Annotated in this window: 12 protein-coding genes; 7 read left to right on the forward strand and 5 right to left on the reverse strand. The window is 69.6% G+C overall.

What is annotated here, in order from left to right; translation table 11 throughout:
* The first annotated feature begins 7 nt into the window (after window positions 1-7).
* From ACTMTI_RS30145 to ACTMTI_RS30155, 3 genes are read left to right on the forward strand one after another with little or no spacing between them, the layout of a single operon-like run.
* The gene (locus tag ACTMTI_RS30145) at window positions 8-589 is read left to right on the forward strand and encodes a PadR family transcriptional regulator (RefSeq protein ID WP_441123941.1); all 582 of its coding nucleotides are present in this window, start codon (window positions 8-10) and stop codon (window positions 587-589) included.
* A complete protein-coding gene (locus tag ACTMTI_RS30150) occupies window positions 590-1,567 on the forward strand; it encodes an ATP-binding cassette domain-containing protein (protein ID WP_441123942.1) in 978 nt (325 codons plus the stop codon).
* 3 nt (window positions 1,568-1,570) lie between these two features.
* Complete coding sequence (locus tag ACTMTI_RS30155; RefSeq protein WP_441123943.1) at window positions 1,571-2,425, forward strand: ABC transporter permease; 855 nt, start codon at window positions 1,571-1,573, stop codon at window positions 2,423-2,425.
* 50 nt (window positions 2,426-2,475) lie between these two features.
* Here the strand turns inward: ACTMTI_RS30155 and ACTMTI_RS30160 are convergent, their stop codons facing one another.
* On the reverse strand, window positions 2,476-3,834 hold the full coding sequence (locus ACTMTI_RS30160) for a hypothetical protein (RefSeq protein ID WP_441123944.1): 1,359 nt from the start codon (window positions 3,832-3,834) through the stop codon (window positions 2,476-2,478).
* Between the two features lie 198 nt (window positions 3,835-4,032).
* Here ACTMTI_RS30160 and ACTMTI_RS30165 point away from each other — a divergent pair, with 198 nt between their 5' ends.
* Window positions 4,033-6,252 (forward strand): dehydrogenase E1 component subunit alpha/beta, encoded by a 2,220-nt coding sequence (locus tag ACTMTI_RS30165; protein ID WP_441123945.1) that lies wholly within the window; start codon window positions 4,033-4,035, stop codon window positions 6,250-6,252.
* A 4-nt stretch (window positions 6,253-6,256) separates the two neighbouring features.
* On the opposite strand, the gene ACTMTI_RS30170 is transcribed toward ACTMTI_RS30165, so the two are convergent.
* Window positions 6,257-7,780, reverse strand: coding sequence for a protein kinase domain-containing protein (locus ACTMTI_RS30170; protein ID WP_441123946.1), 1,524 nt, complete (start codon window positions 7,778-7,780; stop codon window positions 6,257-6,259).
* Between the two features lie 54 nt (window positions 7,781-7,834).
* Complete coding sequence (locus tag ACTMTI_RS30175) at window positions 7,835-8,533, reverse strand: M50 family metallopeptidase (protein ID WP_441123947.1); 699 nt, start codon at window positions 8,531-8,533, stop codon at window positions 7,835-7,837.
* A gap of 146 nt (window positions 8,534-8,679) precedes the next feature.
* Between ACTMTI_RS30175 and ACTMTI_RS30180 the strand changes: the two genes are divergently transcribed.
* The 3 genes from ACTMTI_RS30180 to ACTMTI_RS30190 are packed head-to-tail and all read left to right on the forward strand — an operon-like array spanning window position 8,680 to window position 10,953.
* Window positions 8,680-9,045: a hypothetical protein gene (locus ACTMTI_RS30180; protein WP_441123948.1), complete on the forward strand. Its 366-nt coding sequence runs from the start codon at window positions 8,680-8,682 to the stop codon at window positions 9,043-9,045.
* Between the two features lie 15 nt (window positions 9,046-9,060).
* Window positions 9,061-10,179, forward strand: coding sequence for a magnesium/cobalt transporter CorA (gene corA / locus ACTMTI_RS30185; protein WP_441123949.1), 1,119 nt, complete (start codon window positions 9,061-9,063; stop codon window positions 10,177-10,179).
* A 45-nt stretch (window positions 10,180-10,224) separates the two neighbouring features.
* Entirely contained in the window at window positions 10,225-10,953 is a 729-nt protein-coding gene (locus ACTMTI_RS30190) for a hypothetical protein (protein WP_441123950.1), read from the forward strand.
* Between the two features lie 143 nt (window positions 10,954-11,096).
* Here the strand turns inward: ACTMTI_RS30190 and ACTMTI_RS30195 are convergent, their stop codons facing one another.
* Window positions 11,097-11,849, reverse strand: a complete 753-nt coding sequence (locus ACTMTI_RS30195) for a Clp protease N-terminal domain-containing protein (protein WP_441123951.1) — start codon at window positions 11,847-11,849, stop codon at window positions 11,097-11,099.
* A gap of 48 nt (window positions 11,850-11,897) precedes the next feature.
* Window positions 11,898-12,650 carry an IclR family transcriptional regulator gene (locus ACTMTI_RS30200; RefSeq protein WP_441123952.1) on the reverse strand — a complete coding sequence of 251 codons (753 nt, stop codon included), beginning with the start codon at window positions 12,648-12,650 and terminating at the stop codon, window positions 11,898-11,900.
* Between the last annotated feature and the right edge of the window lie 38 nt (window positions 12,651-12,688).

A 12,688-nucleotide genomic window follows, 5' to 3' on the forward strand; every position in this document is an offset into this window, starting at 1 on the left:
AGTCATCATGCATGATCCGGACTTCTGGGACGCTCCCCCGCCGCCTGGGCCGGGCGGGTTCGCCCCGCCGCCCCCGTTCGCCCCGCCGGGACCGTCCGCGCCGCCCGGGCCTGAATTCGGCCCGATCGTCCACTGGGAGACGCCCGCACCGCGGGTCCGGCGCGGCGACGTCAGGGCGGCCCTGCTGGCCCTCCTCCACGAGGGGCCGCAAAACGGCTACCAGATGATCCAGGACATCGAGGAGCGCAGCCTGGGCGTGTGGCGGCCCAGTCCCGGCTCGGTCTATCCGGCGCTCCAGCAGCTCGAGGACGAGGGCCTGGTGGCCTCCGACGAAGCGGGCGGGAGCCGTACGTACCGGCTGACGGAGCAGGGCCGCGGCCAGGCGGCCAGGCACGCCGGCGAGGCCCCGTGGGACGAGGTCGCCCGCACGGTGCCGGCCGACCACCACGAGCTGCGCCTGCTCTGGGCCCAGCTCAACGAGGCCGTCGCCCATTTGGTGCGCACGGCCAGCGACCGGCAGGTGGCGGAGGCCAAAAAGTTGATCAAGCAGACCCGCAAGTCCGTTTTCCAGATCTTGGCGGAGGACTGAATGACCGCGGAAGCGGCGGTGGCCGTACGAGGGCTGCGCAAGGCGTACGGCAAGGTCGAGGCCGTGAAGGGCGTCGACTTCGAGGTGCGGCCCGGCGAGGTGTTCGGCTTTCTCGGGCCGAACGGCGCGGGAAAGACCACCACGATCAGCATGCTCTGCACCCTGGTCAGACCGACGGGCGGCAGCGCCACCGTGGCCGGGCACGACGTGGTGCGCGAACGCGACGAGGTACGCAGGAACATCGGCCTCGTCTTCCAGGACCCCACCCTGGACGGCTATCTGAGCGCCGAGCAGAACCTGCGCTTCCACGCGGAGCTGTACGGCGTGCCGAAGAGCCTGGTCGGCGACCGCATCCGCCAGGTGATGGAGATGGTCGCGCTGTGGGACCGCAAGGACGCCAAGGTCATGACGTTCTCGGGCGGCATGAAGCGGCGGCTGGAGATCGCCCGCGGCCTGCTGCACTCGCCGCGGGTGCTGTTCCTCGACGAGCCGACCGTGGGGCTCGACCCGCAGACCCGCTCGGCCATCTGGGGGTACATCAACCAGTTGCGCCTCATGGAGGACATCACCATCTTCATGACCACGCACTACATGGACGAGGCCGAATACTGCGACAGGATCGCCATCATCGACCACGGTGAGATCGTCGTCATCGACTCCCCCGAGGCGCTGAAGGCCAGCGTCGGCAAGGACCGCGTGCAGATCCAGACCGGCGACGACCAGGCCGCGATCACGGCGCTACGGGAGCGGTTCGGACTGGAGGCGGCGGTGCACGAGGGCGCGGTGACGTTCGCGGTGGCCTCGGGCGAGGAGTTCGTGCCGAAGCTGTTCGCCGACCTCGGGATGCCGATCAAGTCGGTGAGCGTGTCACGGCCGTCCCTGGACGACGTGTTCATGTCCTACACCGGCTCCACGATCCGCGACGCCGAGGCAGGCGACGGCAACATGGCGTTCATGAGGGCGATGGCGAGGCGATGAGCGATGGCTACTGAGACGATCGGCGTCCGGGTGCCCGCGCGCAGCGCCGGGCACGACGTCCGGGCGATCAAGATAGTGCTCCACCGGGAGATCCTGCGCTTCGTCAACGACCGCACCCGCATGCTGTCCATGCTGGTGCAGCCGGTGCTGTGGCTGTTCGTCATGGGCACCGGTCTGGGGTCGCTGGTACAGGGCTCGATCCCGGGGATCGACTTCCGCACCTTCATGTATCCCGGCATGATCTCCATGACCGTGATCATGACGGGCATGTTCTCGGCCGGGTCCATCGTGTGGGACCGCGAGTTCGGCTTCCTCAGGGAGATGCTGGTCGCGCCCGTCTCGCGAGGGGCGATCGTGGTCGGCAAGTGCCTGGGCGGCGCCCTGGTGGCCACCGCGCAGGGCGTCATCATCGTCGCCATGGCGGGCCTGGTGGGCGTGCCCTATTCGGCCACCTTGATCGTCACGCTGCTGGCGGAGATGTTCCTGGCCGCGTTCACGATCACGGCGTTCGGGGTGATGGTGGCCGCGCGGATGAAGAACATGCAGACGTTCTTCGGGCTGATGCAGATGGCGATCATGCCCATGATGTTCCTGTCGGGGGCGATGTTCCCGCTGGCCAACCTGCCTTCGTGGCTGCACGTGCTCACCGTGGTCAACCCGATGACGTACGCGGTGGATCCGATGCGGCAGGCGGTGTTCTCCCATCTGGACGTGCCGCCTCAGGTGAACGCGATGCTGAATCCCGGGGTCCAGTGGTTCGGCTACCAGGTGCCGGTGCCGCTGGAGCTGGGCGTCGTGGCCGCGCTCGGGGCGGTTTTGCTGGGGATCGGGATCGCGCAGTTCCGGCGGGCGGAATAAGACGAGGCCCGGGGCGGTGATCTCCCGGGCCTCGGCTCAACTCATGACGTTCAGCGCTTCACGCGGACGTAGTCCTTGCGGCTGGTGTCGCCGTAGGTGTCCTCGTCACCGCCGAACACGAACCTCCAGTATCCGGAGTTCCAGGCCTTGACCTTGGTGTAGAGCCGGCCGCTGTCGCTCGACCAGGTCGTCTTCACGTACTCCCACTTCTTCGAGCCCGCCTGCTTGAAGTACAGCGCGACCCGGCCCGAGTAGCCCTCCCAGGAGCCCTCGTCGTCGATCTGCAGCGCGCCCTTGAACTTCAGGTACTTGCCGCGCTTGATCGGCTCCGGGTAGGCGTTGAACTTGATGAGCCGCGTGTCCGCCTTCTCCTCGGGCGGCGGGGCGGGCTGGTCGACCTTGACCCAGTCGGCGTCGCTGACCGAGCCGTTGACGCCGCGGGTGCCCGCGTACTCGGCGCGCCACCAGCCGGAGCTCTCGGCGGTGGTGGAGGCCCAGAAGCGGCCGTGGCGGCCGGTCACGTCGCTGGTGACGTACTGCCACCTGCTCGAACCGGACGGCTTGAAGAAGATCGCCACCCGCTGGCCGGGCACGCCGTCGCGGCCCTCCACCAGCAGGGCGCCGGTGAACGTCAGCTTGCCGCCCTTGTCCACGGGCTCGGGCTCGGCGTCGAAGCGGACGATGCGGCTGCCGAGGTTCCCGCGCCTGACGCCGACCCGGTCGGCGTCGCTCACGGAGCCCTTGGCGGCGGCCGTGGCCGCGAACTCCGCCCGCCACCAGCCGGTCGCGCCGGCCCGCACCGTGGCGCCGAACCAGCCGTCGCGGCCGGTGGTCACCTTGGTGACCTCGCGGTAGGTGTCCGAGCCGCGCTCGCGGAAGGTGATCGAGACGGTCTGCCCGTCGTACCCCTTGCCGTCGGCGAGCAGCCGGCCGGAGATCCTGATCAGATCACCCTTGTCGACCAGGCCGGGACTGGCGTCGAAGTCGACGATCTTGGTGTCGAGCACCTTCTTGACGACGACCTCGAACGTGCCGCCTCGGGAGGGGCTGCCGTCGCCGTGGGCGACGGCGAGCCAGCTCCACTTGCCGGCGTTCGCGGCGTCGAAGGACTTGGTGCCGGTCCACCTCGTCCAGTCGCCGTTCTTGTTCGGGGTGAGGGTGAGGGGGGAGCCGACGCCGACGTCGCCCGGCGGCTTGAGCTGGAGCTCGGCCCGCTCCGCGCCCTTGGTCGCGAAGCTGAACGTGGCCGTGACCGCGCCCTTGGTGACGTCGATCGGCGGGGTGGGACTGATGTCCACTCGGGTGAGGATCGGTGCTGCGGCCGCCGTCGCGGCGGACGGTGCGAGGGCTACCAGAGCCCCCGCGCCGAGTGCGATGGCGAGGGCGGCGACACGGATGCGTTGTAACATGCGGGTTCCTTTCTGGAGACCCCAGTGGTTCAACGCGGCATTGAGGGTGCCACGTGTGTCTCTTCAGTAGACGTCCACCATGCGGACGAAGTTGCGGATTCTGACAAACGGTTATAAGCGCGCGTCAATCGGACCGGTCCGTAATCTGTCACCGGTGTCCAGCAGACGTCAGGGCCGATCAAAGACATAATCGGTGGTGTGGCGCGCGACACAGTTGAGACTCATTTCACCCAGACGGTTGCGGCGCTGAAGGCAGGCCCCGCGCGAGATCCCAGCCGGCCGGTCCGCGAGGGCACGGCCCTGACCGGTGAGCAGTGCAGGATGCTGTTCCGGCACCAGCTCAACAGCCGCCTGCTCGACATCGCCGCCCGCTGGCTGCGCGAGCAGGACCAAGGCTTCTACACGATCGGCTCCGCCGGTCACGAGGGCAACGCGGCCGTGGCCGCGGCCCTGCGGCCCGGCGACCCGGCGCTGCTCCACTACCGCTCCGGGGCGTTCTACCTGACCCGGTCGGAGCAGCGTGATCGGCTGCCCGAGCAGGGCATCAGGGATGTGCTGATGGGCCTGACCGCGGCGGCGGAGGAGCCTATCGCGGGCGGCCGGCACAAGGTGTTCGGCCATCCGGAGCTGGCCGTCATCCCCCAGACGTCGACGATCGCCAGCCACCTGCCCAGGGCCGTGGGCGTGGCCTTCGCCATCGAACGGGCCAAGGCGCTCGGCACGAGCCCGCCGTGGGGCGCGGACGCGATCACGGTGTGCAGCTTCGGCGACGCCTCGATCAACCACGCGAGCGCGCTGTCCGGCTTCAACACCGCCTCTTACGCGACCTACCAGGGGCAGCCGCTGCCGATCCTGTTCGTGTGCGAGGACAACGGCATCGGCATCAGCGTCCGCACGCCCCAGGGCTGGGTGGAGTCGGCCGCGCGGCGTCCGGGCATCGAATACTTCGCCGCCGACGGCTGCGACCTGGCCGACGCGTACGACGCCGCCCTGCGCGCGGTCCAGCACGTACGCGCCAACCGCTCCCCCGCGTTCCTGCACCTGTCGACCGTGCGGCTGATGGGGCACGCCGGCTCCGACGTGGAGGTCGCCTACCGCACGCAGCGCGAGATCCGGGCCGACCTGGCGCGCGACCCGCTGGTGCGGACGGCGGCGCTGCTGGTGGAGGCCGGGCTGGCGACCCCGGAAGACCTGCTCAAGCAGTACGACTCCGCGCGCGAGCACGTGCTGCGCATCGCGCTGGAGACCACGCGCAGCCCGCGGCTGGGGTCGGCCGCGGAGGTCATGGAGCCGATCGCGCCGCGCAAACCGGAGCTGATCGCCAAGCTGGCGCCGACGGCGGCCGCGCCCGAGGTCAGGGAGAAGGCGTTCGCCGGCGCGCTGCCGGAGGACGACAAGCCGATGACGCTCTCGCTGGCGATCAACCGCACGCTCGCCGACGCGCTGGCCGTCTATCCGGAGATGATGGTGTTCGGCGAGGACGTCGCGAAGAAGGGCGGCGTCTACGGCGTGACGAGGGGGCTGCAGAAGCGGTTCGGTCCTGGGCGGGTGTTCGACACCTTGCTGGACGAGCAGGCCATCCTGGGGCTGGCGCTCGGCTCCGGCGTGTCGGACCTGCTGCCGGTGCCGGAGATCCAATATCTGGCCTACCTGCACAACGCGCTCGACCAGATCCGCGGCGAGGCGGCCACGCTGTCGTTCTTCTCCCGTCACGCCTACCGCAACGGGATGGTGGTGCGGGTGGCCGGATACGCCTACCAGAAGGGGTTCGGCGGCCACTTCCACAACGACAACGCGATCGCCGCGCTGCGAGACATCCCCGGGCTGGTCATCGCCTCGCCGGCGCGTCCCGACGACGCCTCGGCCATGCTGCGCACCTGCCTGGCGGCGGCCAGGACCTGCGGGACGGTGTGCGTGTTCCTGGAGCCGATCGCGCTCTACCACACGAAAGACCTGTTCGACGAGGGCGACGGCGGCTGGATGGCGTCCTACGCGCCGACGGGTCGCTGGGCGGAGACGCACGTGCCCATCGGCCGGGCGCGCTCCTACGGCGACGGACGCGACCTGACGATCGTGACGTTCGGCAACGGGCTGCGCATGAGCCTGCGCGCCGCCGTGCGGCTGACCCAGGAGGGCTACGGCGTCCGCGTCCTCGACCTGCGCTGGCTGGCTCCGCTCCCGCTGGACGACCTCCTGCGGATGGCCGAGCTGACGGGCAAGGTGCTCATCGCCGACGAGACCCGGCACACCGGCAGCATTTCGGAGGGCATCATCGCCGAGCTCGTCGACGCCGGATACACCGGCTCCATCGCCCGGGTCACCTCGGCCGACAGCTTCGTCCCCCTGGGGCCGGCGGCCGACCACGTGCTGCTGTCGGAGGAGGAGATCGAGCAGGCGGCGCGCAAGCTCCTGGGCTGATCGGTCATGGGGTCCGGCGGGCCACCGCGCCCCTGATGCACGTCGGCTTGGACCAGGCGACCGTCGAGTCCTCCGAGATGCGCAGCGGCACGCCCACCAGGAAGCAGTAGCCGGTGTCCGGGTCCAGGCCGGCGACGCGGGCCGAGGTGGCTCCCTGGCCGAGAGCGGTGATGGCCTGCTCGCCCTTCTTGACCGGGGAGCGCTGGAGGACTACCGGATAGCGGCGGGCGCCGGCGGGCAGCGCCCACCGCAACTCCACCAGGGCGCCCTGGTCGGCCGTCACCTTCACGCTGCGCGGCTTGAGCGCGGCGATGTCCTGCTTGCCGATCGGGGCGGTGGCCTGGGGCCGGCTCGTCTGCTGCGAGGTGGGGGCGGCTTGGGGCGCCGTCGTCTGCTGGAGCGACAGGTACACCGCCGCCGCGCTGCCGCCGATGGCCACGGCCGCGACCGCGCCACCGATCACCAGGCCCCTCGGCAGCCGCCCTGCCCGGTCCGGGGAATCGGGCTGCCCGGGAGGGACGGTTTGCGCTGATCGTGCCGCATGCACGCCATCCGGGCCCGGCCCTTGCGCCTCTGGCCGGCCGGTCGCGTAATCTCCGTGCCGGTCCGTCGGGGGCAGACCGCCGGCGCCCGTCCCATGTGTCCCGCCCTGGCCCGCGGCCTGTGGTCCCGGATCCTGGCCCACCAGGTCCGTCACCGGCAGGCCCAGTTCGGCCTGCACCGCCTGGAGGTGCCGGGCGAGCTCCCGCGCGGACCCGTACCGTAACTCGGGCTGCTTGGACATGGCCCGCAGGATCAGCTGGAAGACCGCCGGCGGCACGTCGGAGCGGTTGATGCGCGGCGGCTCGAGGCTGAGCACCCGGTACATCAGCGGCGCGATCGACGGGTCCGACGGGTTGTGGAAGGCGGGCTGGCCGGCCAGCAGGTGGTAGAGCGTGGAGCCGAGCGAGTAGATGTCGGTCGAGGCGGAGTGCGGGGCGCCGGTGAGCACCTCGGGCGCGGCGTGCAACGGGGTGAACGCCTGCGAGGTGGCCGAGATCTCCGCCGCGTCCACCACTCTGGCCACACCGAAGTCGGCGATCGCGAGCTCGCCGTACCGGGAGATGAGGATGTTCTGCGGTTTGATGTCGCCGTGCAGGACCCCCGCCTCATGTACGGCGGCCAGCGCCCCGGCCAGCTTCACCCCCGCCCGCAGCACGTCGGGCACCGGCAGCGGCCCCTCTCGGCGGATCTTGTCGCGCAGGGAGCCGTTCTCGAAGAAGTCCATCGCGATGTACGGCTTGCCGGAGCGCGTCACGCCGGTGTCGAAGACCGTCACCACGTTCGGGTGGCCGGTGAGGCGGCCGGTGAGCTGCAGCTCGCGCTGGAACCTGCGCATCGTGCGCTGATCGACCCGGTCGACGGACAGCACCTTCAGCGCCACGAGCCGGTCGAGGCGCTCCTGGTAGGCGCGGTACACGACGGCGAAACCGCCTTGGCCCGCCTGATCGAGTACCCGATAGCCGGGCGCGTCCTCGACTGGCAGCACGGCACTCCCCCCTGTTACAGCGCTCGCGGGGGAGTTTAGTGGGTATTAGCGGGATCAGAGTGGGTTCATGAGGTACGCCCCGAAGCCCACGGAGGCCACCGACACCAGGAAGAAGAAGAACACGTAGAAGCCGCCCGGCAGGAACGTGAGTCTCGCTAACTGGTCGGCGTCGGAGTCCCTGGCCTGCCGCCTGCGCCGCTTGCGCTGCAGCTCGATGATCGGCCGGATGCCGCCGAACAGCAAAAACCACACCGCGACCAGCGCGACGACCTGCTGGACCTCAGCGGGCGCGTACATGATCAAGGCGTACACGGCGCCGCCCGTGACCAGGAGGATCAGCGCGCCGTACAGGTTGCGGATCAGCAGCAGCATGCAGACCAGGAACAGCAGCACGCTCCAGATCAGCAGCGTGATGCGGCCCTGCTCGGTCAGCCACGCGGCGGCCAGGCCGAGCAGTGGTGGCGCGAGGTAGCCCGCGAGCGCGGTCAGCACCATGCCGGGCCCGTTGGGCCTGCCCCTGGTCAGCGTCACGCCCGAGGTGTCGGAGTGCAGCCGGATGCCTTCGAGCTTGCGCCGGGTGACCAGCGCCATCAGCGCGTGGCCGCCCTCGTGGGCGATCGTGATGAGCCCCCTGGACAGTTGCCAGGGCATGCGGAAACCGACGATCACGAGCGCGACCAGAGCCGAGACCGCCACGACCCAGGGGTCGGGGTCAGGCTGAACCTTGATGAGGTGGGCCCAGAGCTTGTCCATCGAGGAGAAACCCTATCCAGGTAGAGTCTCTCCTGTGGCAACAGAACAAGATTCTGACGAGCGGCCGGCGGAGGAGCGGGCCGGCCCGGTTGCGGGCGATGGGCGTACGGAGGTTTCCCGCTCTGGCTTATGCACATAAACCCGATATGTCGGTCGATCTCCATGCCTGGACGCTCGAGTTCGCCCGCCGTACACCTGAGTGCCTTCCGCCGGCGACCTTCTTCCCCGAGCCTGGCGTCGTGGACTACGTGCGACGGGCGCACGAGGCCGGCGCCAAGATCGCGCACCGGACCGCGCGCTACAGCTTCGCCGGTCCGGGTCGCGAGGTCGTCACCGAGATCGAGGCGCTGTTCAGATTCGAGGACGACCTGATCGTTCACCACCATGACGAGTTCGGCTTCAGGCGCTGGTCGAAGATGGCGCACGGGCGGCTGTCCGGATGGACGCCGATGTGGCGCAAGACCATCAGAGACCGGGCGGCGCAGCAGCTTGACCAACTCGGGTCGGCATAGTCGTTTGGAGGGTCCATGGCCAGGGTGAAGGGGTTCCGGCGCAGCGGGGACGTCCGCGAGGAGGCGCCTGAACACTCGATGGACCCGCGTGCCACCGAGGAGCGGCCCTACCGGCCGACGGTCATCGACAACGCGATCTACCGGGACGGCGAGCGCGTCGACAACCCGGGCTCGCTGGCCGACGCCTTCGAGCGCCTCAAGGAGATGCCGGACAGCATGGCCTGGATCGGCCTCTACCGGCCGAAGGAGTGGGAGTTGGTCAAGCTCGGCGAGGAGTTCGAACTGCACGAGCTGGCGCTGGAGGACGCCATCGTCGGCTCGCAGCGCCCCAAGGCCGACCGCTACGGCGACACGCTGTTCGTGGTGCTGCGCGCCGCCCGCTACCTGGACGAGGCCGAGGAGGTCGCGTTCGGCGAGGTGCACGTCTTCGTCGGCCCCAACTTCGTGATCACCGTACGGCACGCCGAGGCCCCCGACCTGCAGGCCGTGCGCAAGCGGATGGAGTCCGACCCCGAGTTGCTGCGGCAGGGCCCGCAGGCCGTGCTCTACGCCATCCTCGACGCCGTGGTGGACGGCTACGCACCGGTGGTGGCCGGGCTGCAGAAGGACATCGAGGAGATCGAGGTCCAGGTCTTCGGCGGGGACCCGTCGGTGTCGCGCCGCGTGTACGAGCTGTCCGGCGAGGTGATCGAGTTCCAGCGGGCCACGGCACCGCTCGTCGGCCTGATCCACGGGTTCATCGCGGGGGCGTCGAAGTACGGGGTGAACGAGGAACTGCAGAGCTACCTGCGTGACGTGGCCGACCACGCGATCACGGTGACCGAACGGATCTCGGCCTTCCGCCAGATGCTGCAGAACATCCTGGTCGTCAACTCGACGCTGGTGACGCAGGCGCAGAACGCGGAAATGGCGCGGATGACGGAGGCGAGCATCAGGCAGGGCGAGGAGGTCAAGAAGATCTCCGCCTGGGCGGCCATCCTGTTCGCCCCCACCCTGGTCGGGACCATTTACGGCATGAATTTCGACTTCATGCCGGAAACTCACTGGGAGTTCGGCTATCCGTTCGCCATTTTGCTGATGGCCGTCGTCTGCCTGGTCCTCTACACGGTCTTCAAACGCCGCGACTGGCTCTAGACCCCTTTTTGCGGCCGGAAATCTTTGGCCCTAGTATCCAGCCCCATGATCACCCGTTTATTGGCGGCATCGGCCGCCGGTCTGGCACTGCTCACCGGTACGGCGCACGCCGAGCCGGTCAAGGGCGCTCCCGACCTGACCCACAACGAGCTCTATAAGGCGGCCAAGCTCCCCAAGGTCGCCTGCAAGCTGGACAAGGGCACGAGCAGCGCCTCGACCAAGAAATACATCACCAAACTCGTCGGCTGCCTGAACTCGGCGTGGCGGCCGGCCATCAAGGATTTCGTGCCGGTGGAGGTGAAGTTCAAGGAGGCGGACGACAAGAAGTCCTGCTCCACCGGCATGGAGATCTCGAGTTCCTTCGCCGAGATCTGCCGTACGACCATCGAGGTGCGGCTGGCCGATGACTGGGTCAAGGCCAAGGACGACCTCAAGGCGTTCACCTCCATCGTCACGACATGGAGCGGGGTCGTCACCGGGCAGACCGGCATCGGGCGAGCCTGGTGGGCGCTGGAGAGCGGCGCGTCGGAGTCCGTCATGGACGAGCACAACCGCCGCTACTACCTGCAGATCGACTGCTTCGCGGGAGTGTCGGCGAAGAGCCTGGGGCGGGCGGTCAAGGACTGGAAGCCCGTGACCAAGGTCGAGGATTTCTGGAAGAACAGATTCCACGGCAAGCCCGACAACCGCCTCCACTGGATGGAGAAGGGCTACAAGTCAGGCCGGGCCGGCGCGTGCAACACGTGGACGGCCGCCTCCTCCAAGGTCGCGTGACGGCCGGCGCCGGGTGAGCGCCCTGGCCTGGAACGCCTGGTCACCACAGGGCGCCGATCACCAGGCCCACCACGATCGCGGCCGCGAGGGTGACGCGCAGGGCCGCGAGCGCCCGCCTGCGGACGACGGTGTTCACGAGATCCTCAGGTGTCCAGGCCGACGTGCGCTTCCAGGCGTTCGAGGCGCTGGACGAGCGGCTGGAGCTCGTCCCTGATCGCGGCGGCCAGGGCCGCGGCCTGACCTTGGGCCGGGGCGGCGGGCGGGCTCTGCTGGGTCTGGGCGCGCAGATGGACGTAGCCGGCCAGGGCCGCCGCCACGGCGCGCCGGGTGAGCTTGGGCTCGGCGCCGAGGGCGCGCAGGACCTGACCGGCGCTCCCGTCGGGCTCGGCGACCAGACCGAGCAGGAGGTGCTCGCAGCCGACGTAGTTGTGGCCGAGGGCGATCGCCTCGTTGACGGCGAACTCCAGCGCGTTGGCGGCGGGCGCGCTGAAGCCCTGTGAAGCGGGGGCCTCGGCGGGCTGCTCGGAGGGTGCCGGCTCGTGCCGGGCGAGGTCGCGTTTCACCTGATCCAGATCGATGTCCATGGCGCGCAGCACGTGCAGCGCCAGGTTCGTGCCCTCGCCGAGCAGGCCGGCGAGCAGGTGCTCGGTGCCGACGCTCGCGGTCCCCGCCTGTTCGGCCGCGAGCTTGAGCACGGTGCGCGTCCTGGCGGTCAGATGGGTCAGCGCCCCCGTCGGCACGTCCAGGTCGAGGTCGGTCAGAACGGTTTCCCTGATGGCGGTCACCCGGCGCACCGCCTGCTCCAGAGCCCGCTGACAGACCGCCGAGACCGGCACGCCCGCCTGCTTGACCGCCTCCGCGAGTTCGTCGGGCAGGTACACGTTAATCTTGGGCATGACCCCAGCATAACCCCAGAGGGGTTACATGTAAATAAGAGCGAGCGGTCAGCCCGGGAAGTCGGCCAGAGCCTGCTCGGCCTCGGCGACCGCGCGTCTCAGCTCCTCCGCGAACACCCCCACCCGGCCGGCCCCGAACCTGGCCGACGGAGCCGAGATCGACAGCGCCGCCAGGGCCGCGCCCCGTCCGTCGTGGAGGGTGGCCCCGATGGCCGAGACGCCCCGCTCCGTACCTTCGATGTTGAGCGCGTAACCGCGTGCCCGGACCTCGTCGAGCTCGCGCGCCAGGGCGGCGCGCTCCGGTCCGGCGAGATCGGGGTAGAGCTCCCAGAGGCGGTCGCGGGGCAGCGCGGCGAGCAGGACCTTGCCACCGGAGGACTGCCGCGCCGGCAGGATCGTGCCCCTCCTGTCCCCCACGTGCAGGATCTGCGAGGACTCCACGCTGTCCAGGAAACGCACCTCCGCGCCCACCCTGATCATGAGGTTCACCGTCTCGCCGGCCCGCGCGCAGAGCGCCTCCATGGCGGGCCTGGTCCTGGCGCGCAGCTCGCGCAGGACCGAGCCGCCCGTAGTGGCCGGCATGGAGGCGAAGAACGGGCCCGGCAGGTAGGTGTGATGCTCGTCCTGGACGGCGAAGTCGCGATAGACGAGCATGGCCAGGAGCCGGTGCGCGGTCGACCGGGCGATCCTGAGCTCCCTGGCGACGTCGCTGACCTTGAGCCGCCCCTGGTCGCGCAGCATGTGCAGGAGCAGCAGAACGTTGTCCACCGAGCCGACGGCGTACGCGGGTTTGTTCTTCACAGCAGAATGCTAGTGCGCCGAGCAGAACACCTCTCTAG

The organism is Nonomuraea sp. H19, assembly GCF_052068215.1.
Classification (GTDB): domain Bacteria; phylum Actinomycetota; class Actinomycetes; order Streptosporangiales; family Streptosporangiaceae; genus Nonomuraea.

What these genes read in the sequence shown, in the direction of transcription:
- ACTMTI_RS30145 (WP_441123941.1), top strand. Translation starts at nt 8, where the DNA reads ATGCATGATCCGGACTTCTGGGACGCTCCCCCGCCGCCTGGGCCGGGC.
- ACTMTI_RS30150 (WP_441123942.1), top strand. Translation starts at nt 590, where the DNA reads ATGACCGCGGAAGCGGCGGTGGCCGTACGAGGGCTGCGCAAGGCGTAC.
- ACTMTI_RS30155 (WP_441123943.1), top strand. Translation starts at nt 1,571, where the DNA reads ATGGCTACTGAGACGATCGGCGTCCGGGTGCCCGCGCGCAGCGCCGGG.
- ACTMTI_RS30160 (WP_441123944.1), bottom strand. Translation starts at nt 3,834, where the DNA reads ATGTTACAACGCATCCGTGTCGCCGCCCTCGCCATCGCACTCGGCGCG.
- ACTMTI_RS30175 (WP_441123947.1), bottom strand. Translation starts at nt 8,533, where the DNA reads ATGGACAAGCTCTGGGCCCACCTCATCAAGGTTCAGCCTGACCCCGAC.
- ACTMTI_RS30180 (WP_441123948.1), top strand. Translation starts at nt 8,680, where the DNA reads ATGTCGGTCGATCTCCATGCCTGGACGCTCGAGTTCGCCCGCCGTACA.
- corA (WP_441123949.1), top strand. Translation starts at nt 9,061, where the DNA reads ATGGCCAGGGTGAAGGGGTTCCGGCGCAGCGGGGACGTCCGCGAGGAG.
- ACTMTI_RS30190 (WP_441123950.1), top strand. Translation starts at nt 10,225, where the DNA reads ATGATCACCCGTTTATTGGCGGCATCGGCCGCCGGTCTGGCACTGCTC.
- ACTMTI_RS30195 (WP_441123951.1), bottom strand. Translation starts at nt 11,849, where the DNA reads ATGCCCAAGATTAACGTGTACCTGCCCGACGAACTCGCGGAGGCGGTC.